Here is a 15,461-nt window from a genome sequence, read left to right as displayed (position 1 = left end):
ACGCAGGAATGAAATTAAGAGCATTTTTTATTAGACTGCTTAGTCAATTACTATTTAAGCGTACTTCTTCGTTCAGTTCTTTAGCAGAAGATAATTCTATATCAAGTTCGGCAAATATCTGCACTAAAGCTACAGATAAATCATTGATCATTTTGTCGGTATGGGCAGGGGTTGGGATGATGCGGAGGCGTTCCGTACCTCTCGGCACGGTTGGAAAATTGATATGTTGAACGTAAATACCGTATTTATTAAGGAGCATATTTGAGGCTTTCGCCGTTTTAATCGGATCACCAATAATTATCGGCACTATATGACTTTCATTTTTCAAATACGGTATATTAAAACGTTCAAAAGAATTTTTAAGTTTTGCAACTACTTCTTGATGTTTTATTCGTTCTTCATTCGATTCTTTAAGATGTCTAATACTATGCGTTGCAGCGGTAGAAATTACCGGCGGCAATGAAGTAGTGAAAATAAACCCTGGAGCGGTTAGTCTTATAGAGTCAACTAAATTATGGTTGCTAGTGATATAACCGCCGATAGTACCATATGCTTTGGCAAGTGTCCCTTGAATAATATCGATTTGATCACTACAATTAAGAAGCTCGGCAATACCGCCACCCCGTTTACCGTATAAACCGACCGTATGAACTTCATCGATAAAGGTTAAAGCATTATATTTTTTGGCTAAGTTGATTATATCTTTGATAGGTGAGAAAAAACCGTCCATAGAGTAAGCCGATTCAAAAACAACAATTTTCGGTCTATTAATATCGACTGATTGTAAAAGCTCTTCTAGATGCTTAACATCTAAATGTTTATATATATATTTCTCGGCTCTTGAACTTGTAATCCCTGCAATTATTGATGCATGATTTAGCTCATCGGAGAAAAATACTATATCCGGCATGATTTTAGCAAGACTTGCAAGCGTTGTATCATTTGCAACAAAACCGGATGTAAAAACTAAAGCTGCTTGCTTTTTGTGTAAATTTGCAAGTTCTTTTTCAAGCCCAAGAATGGCAATATTATTACCGCCGATATTGCGAGTTCCACCTGATCCAACACCGTATTTTAGCAAGGCATCTATAGAAGCGTGCATTACTTTTGCATGTTTACTCATACCCAAATAGTCATTAATGCACCACATAACTATTTGTTTATTAGCGTGTTCTGCAAAAGGAAAATTATCGGCTTGTCTTTTTAAGGCCTTAAATTCTCGATATCTTCCTTCGCTTTTGATCTTATCTATATGTTTGCTAAATATAATATCGTAATAAGACATTTTCTCGATGTCATTCCCGCGTAGGCGGGAATCCAATTTGATTAATTATAAAATTCTATAATCAGATATTTTGAATGTTCTTTCTAGATTCCCGCCTACGCGGGAATGACATCGAACAGAACAATACTTCCAAACTCACGTTTGCAGCTATTCTACATTAAAATTAAAAAAGTTTAAAGTTATAATATGGCTTTTTGTACAATATCGTTTAATCTCTTTGAAAATGCACCTGTATCAGCAACCGGTTCACCCTCTAAAATACAGGCTTGATCAAATATTAGATTAACCAATTCTTCATTATTTTTATTATTTGCTTTTAAGTCGTTAAAGATTTTCTCTATGATTTTATTTTTAGGGTTTAACTCTAGATTTTTAGCTGAGGCATTAGCTATTTGTTTCTGTTCAATCAAAAATCTCTCCATACGAATATCCATAGCAGCGTCGCTAACGGCAAGACAAGCAGGACTTGAAGTAAGTTTTTTAGAGATCTTAACTTCTTTTACCAACTCCCCCAGTATCTCTTTAAAATAATCTGTTAGCAATTTATATTCATCATCGGATTTTTTACTATCTGTATTTTTCTCCTCAGATTGTGAAGTAGTTTGCTCTACATCGATATCGCTTCTTGTCGCTGATTTAATAGCATGTTCTTTATATTTGCTATTAACATTTACCCAAAAATCATCCACTGTATCGGTAAAAAGTAATACATCGATTTTTTTACTTAACAACCCTTCGATTTGTGGGCTTGAAAGTAATTTATCGGGGTTATCACCGCTTAAATAATATATAGTACTCTGCCCTTCTTTAAAATTCGCTATATATTCGTCAAGGCTGATCATTTTATTATGCAAGGCACTTCTGAATATGCATACCTCTAATAATTTTTCATGGTTGGTAGTAGCCTCACATAAACCCTCTTTTAAAGCACCGCCGAAATTAGCCCAAAACTTATTATATTCTTCAGGTGATTCCTCTTTCTTTTTTCTAAGCTCGCCAAGCACTCTTTTTGTGATAGCATTTTTGATTTTCTCAAGCACGCTATTATGCTGCAGTGATTCACGGCTAATATTTAGTGGTAAATCTTCTGAATCAACCACGCCTCGTAAAAATCTTAAATATGACGGGATTAAATCTATATTCTCATCAGATATAAATACTCTTTTTATATATAATTTTACTCGCCTTTTGCGATCAGGGTGGAATAAATCAAATGTTTTGCTTGATGGAATGAAAAGTAGGTTAGTAAATTCTATAGCTCCCTCGTTTTTATTATGCATAGTTATCCAAGGGTCATCAATGGCATAAGATAGACTTTTGTAGAATTCTTTATATTGTTCTTCCGTAATTTCCGATTTCGGTCTTGTCCATAATGCAGAAGCTGAATTAAGCTGGATTTCATTATTACCAGCTTCATCAAAGAAATATATTGGTACTGCTATGTGATCGGAATAGCTTTTAACGATGTGTTTTAATCTAAAATGATCAAGGAATGTATCTTCTTCCTTTTTGATATGTAAAATGATTTCCGTGCCTCTTGTGAACTCTTTATCTGAATCTGAGACAGTATATTCACCAAGCCCGTCTGATTCCCAAATATGGACTTTATCTTCCCCAGCTTTTCTTGAGGTTACAGTCACTTTATCGGCTACCATAAAGCTTGAATAAAATCCAACACCAAATTGACCAATTAGCATATTGTCTTTTTTAGAATCACCGGATAGGCTTTTAAGAAAATTTGCCGTACCCGATCTTGCAATAGTACCGAGATTTTCAATTAAATCGTCTTTATTCATGCCGATGCCGTTATCACGGATAATGATTTGTCCGTTATCTTTATCGACTTTAACCGTAATTTTAAAATTGCTATCGCCGGCTACTAATTCACTATTACTTTGAGATAAATAACGTAATTTATCACAAGCATCCGAAGCATTGGAAATTAACTCCCTCATAAAAATCTCTTTATTACTATAAAGAGAGTGAATCATTAAATTTAAAATCTTGCCAACCTCGGCATCAAATTTCTTTTTTTCTTGTATCATAATTATTCCAGTTAATAAATTATTTTTTCGTCATATGACTGCTTATGTCATTCCTGCGAAAGCAGGAATCTAGAAAATAATAAATATAAACTGGATTCCCGCATAGGCGGGAATGACATTGGAAGTCTAGCAACAACTGCACCTTATTTAATATAGGAATTAATAATCAAATTTAAATAGTCTTCATTAATATTTTTTATCAATATCGTTTTTAAGCTATGAGTATGACCTTTAATAATTTCGATATTACTACGTGATAATTTCCATTCTTTTGCTAAATAATTTATGATTTCTGCATTCGCTTTACCTTGTTCCGGTATTGCTTTTATAGATAATTTTAGATATGGGATATTATTAATAATTACAAAATTGCTAATTAGATTTTGTTTAGAATTAGGCTTTACTTTAAAACTAAGTAAAGCCTGATGTGAAGAAGAATTGTAATTGTAGAATTTATCCATGAATATTTTTTATCATATTTGCTTATTATATAAAAAAAGAATCCTTGAAAAACTTTGCTTAAACTGATATCATGCTTACCATGAATGTTTAGCACCCTTAGCTCAGCTGGATAGAGCAACAGATTTCTAATCTGTGGGTCAGAGGTTCGAATCCTTTAGGGTGCGCCATTCTGCATTTCTCGGTATTTCTAAAAACGTATCAAACCGCAGATGCAGCATAAAATCAAGCTTTTGACCGTTTAACTGAATATTAATTGTCTTTCACCAAGTCTCTAAACTAAGCAGCTTTTCTCTTTCTTCTAAATAGTATAATGTATCACCTTATAAAACGAAATATTAAAAATATTTCTCAAGTTTATTAATTAAAGCTTTAATTTCTTTTGTGTTAACTAATATTTAATAATCATGATATCACAAGTATCGTTCCATATGTAGACATAAATATGAAAATTTGCTTAATGGAGCTAATAATGGATTAAAAGAAGAAATGATTATTAATACCCTCACAGAACTATCATCAGACCATTCTGGTGTAATGCTTAATTTAAAACCGAGTAATAACGAAAAAGAGTTTAAAGAAAAATTAGAAAAGATTATTAATACTTATGAAAAATGGAATGCAAATCCTGAAAACAAAAAAGCAATTTCTCAAGAACTCAAAAAAGAATTAGAGAATCTAGATATATGGTGCAAAGAAACAGCTAAAAAAGATAATTCGCATGTTTTTAAAAATATTGGACAAGTTATAAAACATAGTTTTAAAGCTTTGGCTAACATAGGAAATAAAGAAGCTTTCAAAAAAGAACAGAAAGAAGTAGGTATTTTATATGGATGCTATAATACATGCTAATAAAAATACTAAACAAACACTAGAACGCATAAGGGCTACTATTAACAAACATAAATCTCCCCTTCCTCATTTCTTATTACTACTCCCAAGAATATATCGCAAAAAAGCAAACGAGGATCTGTAGAAAGATAAATAATAATTACTCGAAGCTGGTAAATGTATCGATAATCGTCTACTAGGGTGTGCGCCATTAACCGAAAACCAACAAGCCGCCTTAATCTCGTTTATTTTCAACTGTGGGGCTGGGGCATTTCAAGCATCAACATTGCAGCAAAAGCTAAACCGAGGGGAATATGCAAACGCTGCTAACGAGTTACTGCGATAGATGTGTGCTAAAGGCGGTCTTAAGCTGCAAGGCTTAGTGAAACGTCGGCAATATTATAGATTATAATTATTACTAATTATTAAAACTTTTGATTATTTCCTGTAATTCTCTAATAATATGCTTAAACTAATAGATATTACAGGAAACCTGCTATAAATATTTATCAATTAAGCAGACATCACCGGAGAAGGAGCAAAAGATTTTGTCGGATAATTTCCACTTTCTTGCTTCAATTTTTCAAAATGAAATATACCAAATCCAATACTTGTTGGAATCATAATAATTAATACTTCCCAGTTTCTAAAGGTTTTTATTAAGTGAGGAAAACCAAAAGAGCTAATAACATACATACAAGCAGTTGATACAGCATGTGTAAATGTTACGGAAGTAAAGCGTTTAAAGATTGGAAAATGTCTAAAACAATTTGGTACAGCCGGCATAACATTAAGGGCAAAAGCCATGATAAGTGCTTGAATATAAATTAATAATATTTCCTAATGCCTAATTACAAATCAGAGGAATCTCTAATATATTAGACCAAACTTTATCCCAACCTTTTGTATGAGAAATATTAGGAAAAGTTTGCTTTTTTACACACGGTGAGTTACTTGCTTTTACGTAAAGTGCTGCTATGAAAGGCGGGACTCTTTTGTCATCCATGCCGGAGAGATGTAATTGAGGGATATTATTAACCTGTTTTGCATAATTTATCGGGTTTAAGGATTTAACTAAGTAACCACGATAATTATGATATTTATCAAACTTTTTAGTATCTAAATTACCGGCAATCGTTATAATATCTTTAACATTACTATTTTGAGCGGCAATTAATATTGTAAGCCCGCCGCCACCGGAGAAGCCGACTAAGCTAAATTTTTGTCCGTTATTGATAATATTTATGACATTGTTAATTGAATCTACAACTTCCTGCCCCATTCTTTTATCTAACCAATAATCGCTAATGCATTTTGGGTTCATGTCTAAAGGAGTATATTGGCAAGGTCTTGCTATATAAACAATATTCGGTCTTTTATCCATTGTAGCAAGCTTTAAGAGCATCGGATTAACGGGAGTAGGGTTGTCGGAATTAGCAGATCCATCCGCAAGATGTCCATCTCCTTCAATATAGAATACAAAAGGTAGGTTACGGTCGGTAATACGCTGATAAGTCGTAAGAGTAAAATCACCACCGTTTACTAGCCCCATCTGAAAGTTATTTTGAGTTGCTATATCTTGCGAATGCTTTACCCTTCTAGCTACATCATGAGTAGTAGAACACCCTGAAAGAAATATTGGTATTAAAAATATTATTGCCCAAATAAAATTTTTCATAACAATTTTGATTAAAACGGTATTTCGTCGTCTAAGTCGCTATGGTCAAAGGAATGATTTTTAGTTTCAGGATGTTTATATTCGCTATGCCCTGAATCTTGATTATGATTATTAGAGTTTTTACTATCTAATAATATTAATTGTGAATTAAAGTTTTGTAACACAACTTCCGTGGTATATTTTTCTTGACCTGAATTATCATTCCACTTACGGGTTTGCAATGAACCTTCAATATATAATTTGCTACCTTTTGTGACATAGCGTTCTACAACAGATACTAACCCTTCACTAAATATCACTACTCTATGCCATTCAGTGCGTTCTTTTCGTTCGCTGGTAATGCGATCTTTCCAAGTTTCGGTTGTTGCTAAGGAAAGATTAATGATTTTTTTTCCTTCGCCCGTAGTTCTCATTTCCGGATCACGCCCTACATTACCTATTAATATTACTTTATTTAAACTACCTGCCATTAATACCTACTTTTAAATATTACTATTGCAATAATAAAATAAAAGAGCCTATAATACTACAGGTTTTTTAAAAAATATCTCAAAAATTTTGTAGTGAAGTGATTATGAACCAAGAATACATTAAGGTACGCGGTGCTAAAGAGCATAATCTAAAAAATATAAATGTTAATATTCCAAGGAATAAATTTGTTGTTATCACCGGCCTTAGCGGTTCAGGCAAGTCTTCTTTAGCGTTTGATACTATTTATGCAGAAGGTCAAAGGCGATATGTTGAAAGTTTATCTTCATATGCAAGGCAATTCTTACATTTACAAAATAAACCTAATGTAGAATCTATTTCCGGATTATCGCCTGCTATTGCAATTGACCAAAAAACTACTTCCAAAAATCCACGTTCTACGGTTGGAACTATAACGGAAATTTACGATTATCTTAGGTTATTATATGCAAGGGTGGGTATTCCTTACTCTCCGGCAACCGGTCTTCCGATACATAGCCAAACAGTTTCCGAGATGGTAGATATAATTAACGAACTACCTAAGGGTACGAAAATATATTTACTCGCTCCTATTGTTAGAGGACATAAGGGTGAGTTCAAGCGTGAAATTATGAATTTGAAAAAGCAAGGCTTTCAGAAATTAATAGTTAACGGGGAAGTTTGCGAAATTGATGATTTACCGAAACTTGATAAAAATAAGAAGCATAATATAGAAGTGATCGTTGATAGAATAGTTCTAGACGAAAGTTTAGGTAATAGACTTGCAGATAGCTTAGAGAGTTCGTTAAATCTTGCCGAGGGTATTACTTATTTGGAAATTGTAGAATTACCGCCGGCAGTTAAGAGCGAGTTTGAAAAAAATCAGCGTATTACTTTTTCCGAGCAATATTCTTGTCCGGTATCGGGTTTTCAGCTTACTGAAATAGAGCCTCGAATCTTTTCTTTTAATAGTCCTTTTGGAGCATGTCCTAAATGTGAAGGGATAGGTAAGGAGTTTTTCTTTGATAGAGATTTAATAGTGCCGGATCAAAGAATTGCTATTAAAGACGGTGCAATAGTGCCTTGGGGTAGTACAGCTTCTAAATTTATCCTAGAGACATTAAAGGCTCTTGCCGATCATTATAAATTTTCTATTGAAGTACCTTTTGTAAGTTTATCACAAAATGTTAAGGATATTTTATTTGAAGGTTCAGGAGAAGAGGCAATAAAGTTTGAATTTCACGATGGTTCTAAAACGCAAATAATAAAACAACCTTTTGCCGGTATAATACCAAGTTTGCAAGAAAAGGACCGTACTATAGAATCGGTTTTAATTAAAGAAGAACTAGCTAAATTTAAGTCAGAGCATAAATGTACTGCTTGTTCAGGGTTTAGATTAAAAGACGAAGCATTATGCGTTAAAATAGCAAATTTTCATATAGGCGAAGTAGCAGGTATGAGTATTGCAGCCTTGCAAAAATGGTTTAGTCACTTAGAAGAAAAATTAAATAAAAAGCAATTATTTATTGCTGAGCGTATACTCAAAGAAATTACCGAGAGATTAAAATTTCTTATGAATGTCGGGCTTGATTATCTAACGTTATCACGAGAAGCAGGTACTTTATCGGGGGGGGAAAGTCAGCGTATTCGTCTTGCATCTCAAATAGGTTCAGGACTGAGCGGTGTTTTATATGTACTTGATGAGCCGTCTATTGGTCTTCATCAACGAGATAATACAAGATTAATTGAGACACTAAAAAGGCTTAGAGATTTGGGTAATACCGTTTTGGTAGTTGAGCATGATGAAGAAACAATATATGAAGCAGACCATATTATTGATATAGGACCGGGAGCCGGTATTCACGGCGGTCGTGTTATTGCGGAAGGAAATGCTGAAGAAATAAAGAATTGTGAAGAAAGTATCACAGGTAGGTATCTAAGTGGTCGTCAAACAATCAAAGTGCCGTCTGAAACAAGAGTAGGGCATGATAATAGGGCAATTGAATTACTTGGGGCGGTTTCCAACAATTTAGATAATGTTGATATCAAAATTCCGCTTGGTACTTTTACTGTTATAACGGGAGTATCGGGAAGCGGTAAATCAAGCTTGATGATTCATACTCTATATAAAGCGGCTCTAAAGCATTTAGAGCCAACTAGCAAAGTATTTCCCGGCAAATATAGAGAGTTAAAAGGACTTGAATATATTGATAAAATTATCGATATTAATCAATCTCCGATAGGTAGAACTCCTCGTTCAAACCCTGCGACTTATACAGGTGCCTTTACCCATATTAGGGATTGGTTTGTGGAGTTACCTGAATCAAAAGCTAGAGGGTATAAAGTAGGCAGATTTTCGTTTAACGTTAAAGGTGGTAGATGTGAAGCATGCCAAGGTGATGGGCTAATAAAAATAGAGATGCATTTCCTACCTGACGTATATGTAAAGTGTGATATTTGTAACGGTCACAGATATAATAGAGAAACGCTTGAAATAAAATATAAAGGTAAATCTATTGCCGATATTTTGATGATGACTGTAGAAGATGCGATGCAGTTTTTTGAAAAAATACCGTTAATCTATGAAAAATTAATTACCTTAAATGAAGTGGGTCTAGGCTATATTAAAATCGGTCAGTCTGCTACTACTCTTTCAGGTGGTGAAGCACAACGCGTTAAGCTTGCTAAAGAATTATCAAGACGTTCAACCGGTAAAACGCTTTATATACTTGATGAACCGACTACGGGATTACATATCGACGATATTAATAAATTGTTAAAAGTGTTACATAAACTTGTTGATATGGGCAATACCGTTTTAGTTATCGAGCATAATTTAGATGTTATAAAAACTGCAGATTATATTATTGACGTCGGTCCTGAAGGTGGCGACAAAGGCGGTAAGATAGTTGTATGTGGCACCCCTGCCGACATCGCTGCCTGTGAGGAAAGCCATACCGGTAGATATTTAAAGCAATATTTGGTGTGATCTAATATAAATAGTAAGTTACTCTATATAATTTGCTATTTGATGTATTTCTAAATTATCCTTAACACTCATCCCTTGATTTCGTTAAGAAAAATTAATCTAATCCTTGCTATTTTCTAAAAATTATCATGTTTTATGGTTTTTTGTAGAATAATTATAAAAGAAGAAATTAATGAAAGTTACATTTAATAGTATTGAAAAAACTTATAATTTATTAACTACCGAAGAATGGATAGATAAACAAGATCCAAAGCAACGCTTGGAACAATTAAACAAAAAACTAGCGAAAGCTAGTGATCCAAAAGAAAAAATTAATTTAGAAAAGGCCATAACAACCTTAGAAGAAAATGCTAAAAGTAATCCCATGACTTTAAAAAAAGCTGGAATAAACCAAGACGATGCTGAAATATATTATATAAAGAGGGCTTTAATAAAAAGTCTAGTGATACATTAAAAGAATTATTAGAAAATAATTTTGATCAATTAAATACTAATGATGTTTTTGAAAAAATACATAAGCAATATTTAAGTACAAATACACGCCTTAAAAAAATCTTATTAGTAAAGAACTATGTAAGGAATATTGCCATATTGTCGAAAATCGCTGACTTATATAAGGAGAATGGCGGTTTAAATTCTTTAGAAATGGCTAAAAAAGTATCTACTTACTTTGGAAATTTAGAAGATATAAAAAGTTACTTAAAAACTGTTAATTATGATACAAAAGAAACAATAGAATTGAGTTTTCAATTTAATTTACCACAAACATTGTCTTCCAAAACATTAGAATTTTTTCAAATTTTAAATAAATCTGGAAGAGACTCATTATATATTTTCAGTAATGCACACTTACTGGAAAAAACTGAAAAATTTCAAAAAATTCTTAAAGAAAATAAATTAAATGATTTTCAGCAGATAACTAAAAATGATTTAAAGAATTAGTAAATCAAGTAACTGAAATAGTAATTAAAGAATCTTATAAGTACAACGCAGAAGAATTATCAGAAGAAAATAAATTACATGCAAAAAATTTAGCTAATTTTTCTTTAAAAGGAAAACTAGATAATAATAGTTTTCAAAAAGCATTGAACTTTATAAAAGAATATTATATGCCTGATATTAATTTTGATATAGAGGTAACAGGCAAAAAGTATAATTTTCCTAAATTACCTGCCGATGATATGAAAGGTTTTATGCTTGGTAAATTTAGTAATTCTTGCCAATCTATAGGACATGATTCCGAAAGATGTATTTTAGACGGTATGAGTAAAGCAAATGCCGGTTTTTATATAATTACGGATGATAAAGGAAATATAAGAGCTCAGTCATATGCTTGGCTTGCTGGAGAGGGAAAAAAGAATGAAAAAGCCACTTCTATGTATGGTACTAGATTCATTTGAGCATTTAGGGAAAGAAGATAAATTATTATTTGTACCTATAATAAATAAATTGAGAGAAGCATTACAAAAACAAGCATTAAATTTATATGTAGGATGTGGCGGACAAACTCCTAAACTTGATATAAACACTATACTTCATCCAAAACCAATGGAGCAAGATTTATATATGGCGATGCAACAAATGTTTATCCTATTACAAGAGAAGTACCAACAATAGAATTAAACTTAGGAAAAAATGCTAATAACCAGGTTAATCAATATTCTACTATTGAAGAGCTAAAAACTGTAAAAACTGATAGTAAATTACTACAACAAATTATAATAAGTAAGCAAATGAACCGAGATGTAACAGAAGAGGAAATATCGTTGCTTAACATAGGTTTTACTTTTGCACAAATTTCGAATATAGAAAACAATAAACAAGAATGCTTTGTTGAAAATGACGATAATATAAAAAGTTTGACTGACGCCGGTGTTAGTGTGAAAGAATTACTTGCAATGAAACCAAGTCAGCAGAAACTCTTTATTGAAAATAGTTATAAGGTAAAAAGCTTATCTAAGGCCAGGCTCATTACGAAAGAATTGTTTAATGTGATAACAGGCCAACAAGAATCAGGTAATACAAATGAAAATGATTTAACTCAGTTCGATAATACGGATCACAATGCATTAACAGTAGAGTTGATAGGTGATGCTACAGAACAAGCTTAGGTGAGCGTGGAATACAATTCAAGTATAATAGAATTCTTGCATAACATAGCTAATAAGGAGAGATCCTTTTGGAGACAAATAAGTTATGCAAGAATTCTAATGCTTATGGTCATGGTGGTGAGTATAGAAGCCTAGAGCAGAAAGTGCATTTGAGAATTCAGAGTTAGGAGTTATTGCATTTGGTATTCCGCTGCAACATATGTGACCGTTTAAGCATATCACTTGATCGGAGTTTTTTATTACAGTAAATAAATCATGAGAAATCATAAAAACCGTAATATTGAGCTTTTTACGAATCAAATTAATAAGCTGATAAAATTCTTGTTGGCTTGTTACGTCTAAAGACTGTAACGGTTCATCTAAAATAATTAAGTCGGGATTATTAACTATTGAACATGCAAGAACTACCTTTTGAAACTGCCCTCCTGAGAGCTTAGAAATTTCTTGATCTTTTATATGTTCCAAATCAATAAATGAGTTAATCTCTTTAATATTGTTATTAAAATTACTCGGTGCTAACAACTCTAAAAAATTTTTTACTGTAATAGGTAAATCAGGGGTTAATCCGAACTTCTGCGGTACATATCCAATTTTTAGTTTGGAATCAATTATAATCTCGCCGCTTGTATGTTTTTCAAGTCCAAGCATTAAGCGTACTATGGTAGTTTTACCTGCACCGTTAGGTCCGATTAAAGTAGTGATATTATTTTTTTTGACAGTGAAACTAACGTTATTTATCAGCAATTTATTACCGAATTTTTTAGATACGTTACGAAACTCGATTATAGGTTTTTGCATGTGTCAGTTCACTTCTGTCATCCCGTAGCTTGACCACGGGATCCAGTAATAAATACTAAAGTTATTAATGTTTTAAGTTATTTTTCTAGATCCCGTGGTTAAGCCACGGGACGACACAGTGGGCAATAAATAGCATTCATTAAATAGAATAAATGCCGATTAGTGTTGCCTCGGCAAGTAAATGTTTTTGCAGGGCTAATACTAAATCTGGCTTGCTAGCATTCTCATCAAGTTCAAGATAATCATTTAGGGCATATAGTTTAAAAAAATAACGATGAGGTTTGCCGGCAGGTGGACAAGGACCGCCGTATTTTTTTTCTTGCCAGCTATTATTTTAAATTTTAATACTACTATCTATTTGTCCTTCTGAAAGCTTAGTAATAGAAGCAGAAATATTATATATTACCCAATGATCCCATATACCGTGTGGCGGTGCTATTTCTACCGGTGCATCCGGATCATCCATTATAAGTGCAAAAGATTTAGTATCTGAAGGAGCATTACTCCACTCTAAGATGCGGTGAAACATTTTGTCCTTTACAAGTAAATTTATCAGGAATGCGATCATTATGTTTAAATTCCGTACTTGTTATTATGAAAGTCATAGGTTGCTCCTTTTGTTATAACGTCATTGCGAGCAGCCATAAGCTGCGTGGCAATCTCATGAAATAATAAAATTCCTGAGATTGCTTCGGCAATTACTTCGTAATTTTCCTCGCAATGACGTTTTGTCTATCAATTCACAACTTGCCATTGTCCGTCAGGTTGGCGGCATGCATTACCGTATGCTTTTTGTTGTTTTCCGCCTATTACAACTGTTTGAGTGTACTCACGGCAATATTGACCAGTGCTATTTCTATAAGTTTTATTAGGTGTTACGTAACCGTAATTGCCGTTATCCGGATTACGCCATTCTACGTTACTACCACTAGGAGCTGTTTCTAAAGCTCTCTGTGAGGTAAGCTCTGCAAGTCTTCTATCCTGTTCATCCATACCTGCACCGATTTGTCCACCAAGAACTGCTCCAAGTAATGCACCTACACCTACTCCAACAAGCTGTCCTTTGCCCTTACCGAATTGAGAACCAAGTAATGCGCCGCCAGCACCGCCAAGAAGTGTTCCTGTACCTTGTTTATTCATACCGCCCGGACCGTTACAGGCTTGTAACATAGAAGTTGCAAGAGCTATAATCATAATTTTAGATAATAGTTTCATATAATTCTCTCTAAATTAATATATAATTAATAAGTATATGGTTTTTAGAATTTTGTAAAGCTAAAACTAGATTCTGTGAACAAAATTTAAATTATTTGTATTTTATAAAATATTATTTTTAATTTTGTTCACAGAACCTCATTATAATTGAATTTTATATTTTCTTTGTTAAACTACAAATAAATAAATTGGAAAGATTTGTCATGGATACTAATAGCCGTAATCGGTTAATAAAATCGGCATCTTATTTATCGGTTACTACGGCATTAATTATTTTAAGTATAAAATTATATGCTTGGGTTGTTACCGATTCACAATCAATCCTTGCTTCTTTAATGGATTCAATGCTTGATATAACTTCCTCCTTTATTAATCTAATAGCTTTAAGATTTGCCCTGCAACCGCCAGATCATCATCATCGATTCGGGTATGAAAAACTGCAGGATTTAACAATTTTTTCTCAATCGATATTTTTCTTTGCTTCAGCTTTTTTTGTAGGCTTTTCTTCGGTTAAATCTTTATTTGAAAAAACAAAACCGGAGAATATTAGCGACGGTACTACTGTAATGTATGTATGTATATTCTTAACAATTATTTTAGTGTTTTACCAAACTTATGTAATTAAAAAAACAGAATCGGAAATAGTAAAAGCCGATAAGCTTCATTATTTCACGGACTTACTAACTAATGTTATAGTAATTATCTCTATAAATTTAAGTGATTATTTTTGGTTTGTTGACCCATTATTTGGTGTAGTTATTTCGTTATATATATTTCACTCTTCTTATTCTTTATTTAAAAAGGCATTTAAAAATTTAGTAGATCATGAATTACCCGAACAAGACAGACAAAAAATTATCTCGATAGTGAATAACCATTTAGGGGCAAAAGGTATGCACGAAATGAAAACTAGATATGCCGGTCAAAAAGCTTTTATCCAGTGCCATCTGGAAATGGACGGCAATATGTCGCTTTATAATGCTCATAAAATTAGCGATGAGATTGCTTTTGAAATATTGCAGGAATTTCCGGAGGCTGAAATAATTATCCACCAAGATCCTTTTGGAATCGAAGAACACGTAAAGTACCGTGAATATATTGTTAGATAAAGAAGCTAATTTTAATAATTTTTTCATGGAGCAAGCTTTAAAACAAGCAAAGATTGCTTTTGATAAAAATGAAGTCCCGGTCGGAGCGGTAGTTGTAGATAGGTTAAATCAGAAAATTATTGCTAGTACCCATAACAATACGGAAGAAAAAAATAACGCTCTTTATCATGCTGAAATTATTGCTATTAATGAAGCATGTAATCTTATATCTTCTAAAAATTTAAATGATTATGATATTTACGTTACTTTAGAACCTTGTGCTATGTGTGCGGCAGCTATAGCTCATAGCAGGTTAAAACGTTTATTTTATGGGGCTTCTGATTCCAAGCACGGAGCAATCGAAAGTAATTTGCGATATTTTAACAGTAGTGCTTGTTTTTATAGACCGGAAATATATAGCGGAATTCTTGCCGAAGATTCGGGGCTATTAATGAAAGAGTTTTTTAAGAGGATAAGAACTGTTATTTCTAGCCACAGAATGACATAAAGAAGTA

17 protein-coding genes, 1 tRNA gene and 3 pseudogenes are annotated in these 15,461 nt (G+C 32.9%); 12 read left to right on the top strand and 9 right to left on the bottom strand.

Annotated features, from left to right (window positions below):
- Positions 1 to 43: 43 nt before the first annotated feature.
- The 3 genes from hemA to RSA_RS06445 all read right to left on the bottom strand — a co-directional run bounded on the left by hemA (position 44) and on the right by RSA_RS06445 (position 3,791).
- On the bottom strand, positions 44 to 1,285 hold the full coding sequence (hemA, locus tag RSA_RS06455) for a 5-aminolevulinate synthase (RefSeq protein WP_014365072.1): 1,242 nt from the start codon (positions 1,283 to 1,285) through the stop codon (positions 44 to 46).
- A gap of 179 nt (positions 1,286 to 1,464) precedes the next feature.
- Positions 1,465 to 3,330, bottom strand: a complete 1,866-nt coding sequence (gene htpG, locus RSA_RS06450) for a molecular chaperone HtpG (protein WP_014365071.1) — start codon at positions 3,328 to 3,330, stop codon at positions 1,465 to 1,467.
- Positions 3,331 to 3,473: 143 nt separating this feature from the next.
- Positions 3,474 to 3,791 (bottom strand): A1G_07140 family DUF167 domain protein, encoded by a 318-nt coding sequence (locus RSA_RS06445; protein WP_014365070.1) that lies wholly within the window; start codon positions 3,789 to 3,791, stop codon positions 3,474 to 3,476.
- Between the two features lie 91 nt (positions 3,792 to 3,882).
- Between RSA_RS06445 and RSA_RS06440 the strand changes: the two genes are divergently transcribed.
- From RSA_RS06440 to RSA_RS08150, 3 genes and pseudogenes are all read left to right on the top strand, one after another.
- A tRNA-Arg gene (locus RSA_RS06440) sits at positions 3,883 to 3,959 on the top strand.
- Between the two features lie 283 nt (positions 3,960 to 4,242).
- Positions 4,243 to 4,641: a hypothetical protein gene (locus RSA_RS06435; protein ID WP_041472368.1), complete on the top strand. Its 399-nt coding sequence runs from the start codon at positions 4,243 to 4,245 to the stop codon at positions 4,639 to 4,641.
- 160 nt (positions 4,642 to 4,801) lie between these two features.
- A pseudogene (locus tag RSA_RS08150) lies at positions 4,802 to 5,032 on the top strand (glycoside hydrolase family protein).
- A 101-nt stretch (positions 5,033 to 5,133) separates the two neighbouring features.
- Here the strand turns inward: RSA_RS08150 and RSA_RS06430 are convergent.
- The 3 genes from RSA_RS06430 to RSA_RS06420 are packed head-to-tail and all read right to left on the bottom strand — an operon-like array spanning position 5,134 to position 6,768.
- Positions 5,134 to 5,427 (bottom strand): hypothetical protein, encoded by a 294-nt coding sequence (locus RSA_RS06430; protein ID WP_014365069.1) that lies wholly within the window; start codon positions 5,425 to 5,427, stop codon positions 5,134 to 5,136.
- A gap of 40 nt (positions 5,428 to 5,467) precedes the next feature.
- Complete coding sequence (locus RSA_RS06425) at positions 5,468 to 6,298, bottom strand: alpha/beta hydrolase family protein (protein ID WP_014363326.1); 831 nt, start codon at positions 6,296 to 6,298, stop codon at positions 5,468 to 5,470.
- Positions 6,299 to 6,309: 11 nt separating this feature from the next.
- A complete protein-coding gene (locus RSA_RS06420; RefSeq protein ID WP_010977855.1) occupies positions 6,310 to 6,768 on the bottom strand; it encodes a single-stranded DNA-binding protein in 459 nt (152 codons plus the stop codon).
- 104 nt (positions 6,769 to 6,872) lie between these two features.
- Between RSA_RS06420 and uvrA the strand changes: the two genes are divergently transcribed.
- From uvrA to RSA_RS06390, 6 genes are all read left to right on the top strand, one after another.
- Entirely contained in the window at positions 6,873 to 9,734 is a 2,862-nt protein-coding gene (gene uvrA, locus RSA_RS06415; protein WP_014365068.1) for an excinuclease ABC subunit UvrA, read from the top strand.
- A 172-nt stretch (positions 9,735 to 9,906) separates the two neighbouring features.
- Positions 9,907 to 10,188, top strand: a complete 282-nt coding sequence (locus RSA_RS06410) for a hypothetical protein (protein WP_014365067.1) — start codon at positions 9,907 to 9,909, stop codon at positions 10,186 to 10,188.
- Positions 10,189 to 10,325: 137 nt separating this feature from the next.
- Positions 10,326 to 10,676, top strand: a complete 351-nt coding sequence (locus RSA_RS06405; RefSeq protein ID WP_014363324.1) for a hypothetical protein — start codon at positions 10,326 to 10,328, stop codon at positions 10,674 to 10,676.
- Positions 10,677 to 10,843: 167 nt separating this feature from the next.
- Positions 10,844 to 11,134: a hypothetical protein gene (locus tag RSA_RS06400; protein ID WP_014362505.1), complete on the top strand. Its 291-nt coding sequence runs from the start codon at positions 10,844 to 10,846 to the stop codon at positions 11,132 to 11,134.
- On the top strand, positions 11,115 to 11,351 hold the full coding sequence (locus tag RSA_RS06395; protein WP_016830557.1) for a hypothetical protein: 237 nt from the start codon (positions 11,115 to 11,117) through the stop codon (positions 11,349 to 11,351). Before RSA_RS06400 ends, RSA_RS06395 begins: the two co-directional genes overlap by 20 nt.
- Before the next feature lie 116 nt (positions 11,352 to 11,467).
- Positions 11,468 to 11,845 (top strand): hypothetical protein, encoded by a 378-nt coding sequence (locus RSA_RS06390; protein WP_231284232.1) that lies wholly within the window; start codon positions 11,468 to 11,470, stop codon positions 11,843 to 11,845.
- Between the two features lie 96 nt (positions 11,846 to 11,941).
- Here RSA_RS06390 and RSA_RS06385 read toward each other — a convergent pair whose 3' ends face one another.
- Both RSA_RS06385 and RSA_RS08680 read right to left on the bottom strand, forming a co-directional pair.
- Positions 11,942 to 12,643: an ATP-binding cassette domain-containing protein gene (locus RSA_RS06385; RefSeq protein WP_014365066.1), complete on the bottom strand. Its 702-nt coding sequence runs from the start codon at positions 12,641 to 12,643 to the stop codon at positions 11,942 to 11,944.
- A 139-nt stretch (positions 12,644 to 12,782) separates the two neighbouring features.
- Positions 12,783 to 13,248, bottom strand: a pseudogene (locus RSA_RS08680) (YbhB/YbcL family Raf kinase inhibitor-like protein).
- A 45-nt stretch (positions 13,249 to 13,293) separates the two neighbouring features.
- Here RSA_RS08680 and RSA_RS10500 point away from each other — a divergent pair.
- A pseudogene (locus tag RSA_RS10500) lies at positions 13,294 to 13,380 on the top strand (lytic transglycosylase domain-containing protein); the annotation flags it as partial.
- Here RSA_RS10500 and RSA_RS06375 read toward each other — a convergent pair.
- The gene (locus RSA_RS06375; protein WP_004997204.1) at positions 13,379 to 13,858 is read right to left on the bottom strand and encodes an RT0821/Lpp0805 family surface protein; all 480 of its coding nucleotides are present in this window, start codon (positions 13,856 to 13,858) and stop codon (positions 13,379 to 13,381) included. The pseudogene RSA_RS10500 and the gene RSA_RS06375 sit on opposite strands and share 2 nt — an antisense overlap.
- Positions 13,859 to 14,061: 203 nt before the next feature.
- Here RSA_RS06375 and RSA_RS06370 point away from each other — a divergent pair, with 203 nt between their 5' ends.
- Positions 14,062 to 14,967 carry a cation diffusion facilitator family transporter gene (locus RSA_RS06370; RefSeq protein ID WP_014365064.1) on the top strand — a complete coding sequence of 302 codons (906 nt, stop codon included), beginning with the start codon at positions 14,062 to 14,064 and terminating at the stop codon, positions 14,965 to 14,967.
- Positions 14,948 to 15,454 (top strand): nucleoside deaminase, encoded by a 507-nt coding sequence (locus RSA_RS06365; protein WP_014365063.1) that lies wholly within the window; start codon positions 14,948 to 14,950, stop codon positions 15,452 to 15,454. Before RSA_RS06370 ends, RSA_RS06365 begins: the two co-directional genes overlap by 20 nt.
- Positions 15,455 to 15,461: the final 7 nt, after the last annotated feature.

Source organism: Rickettsia philipii str. 364D (assembly GCF_000283995.1).
Classification (GTDB): Bacteria; Pseudomonadota; Alphaproteobacteria; order Rickettsiales; family Rickettsiaceae; genus Rickettsia; species Rickettsia rickettsii.
The sequence above is the reverse complement of the archived record's forward strand: the minus strand, read 5'-3'. Positions and strand labels throughout refer to the sequence as shown.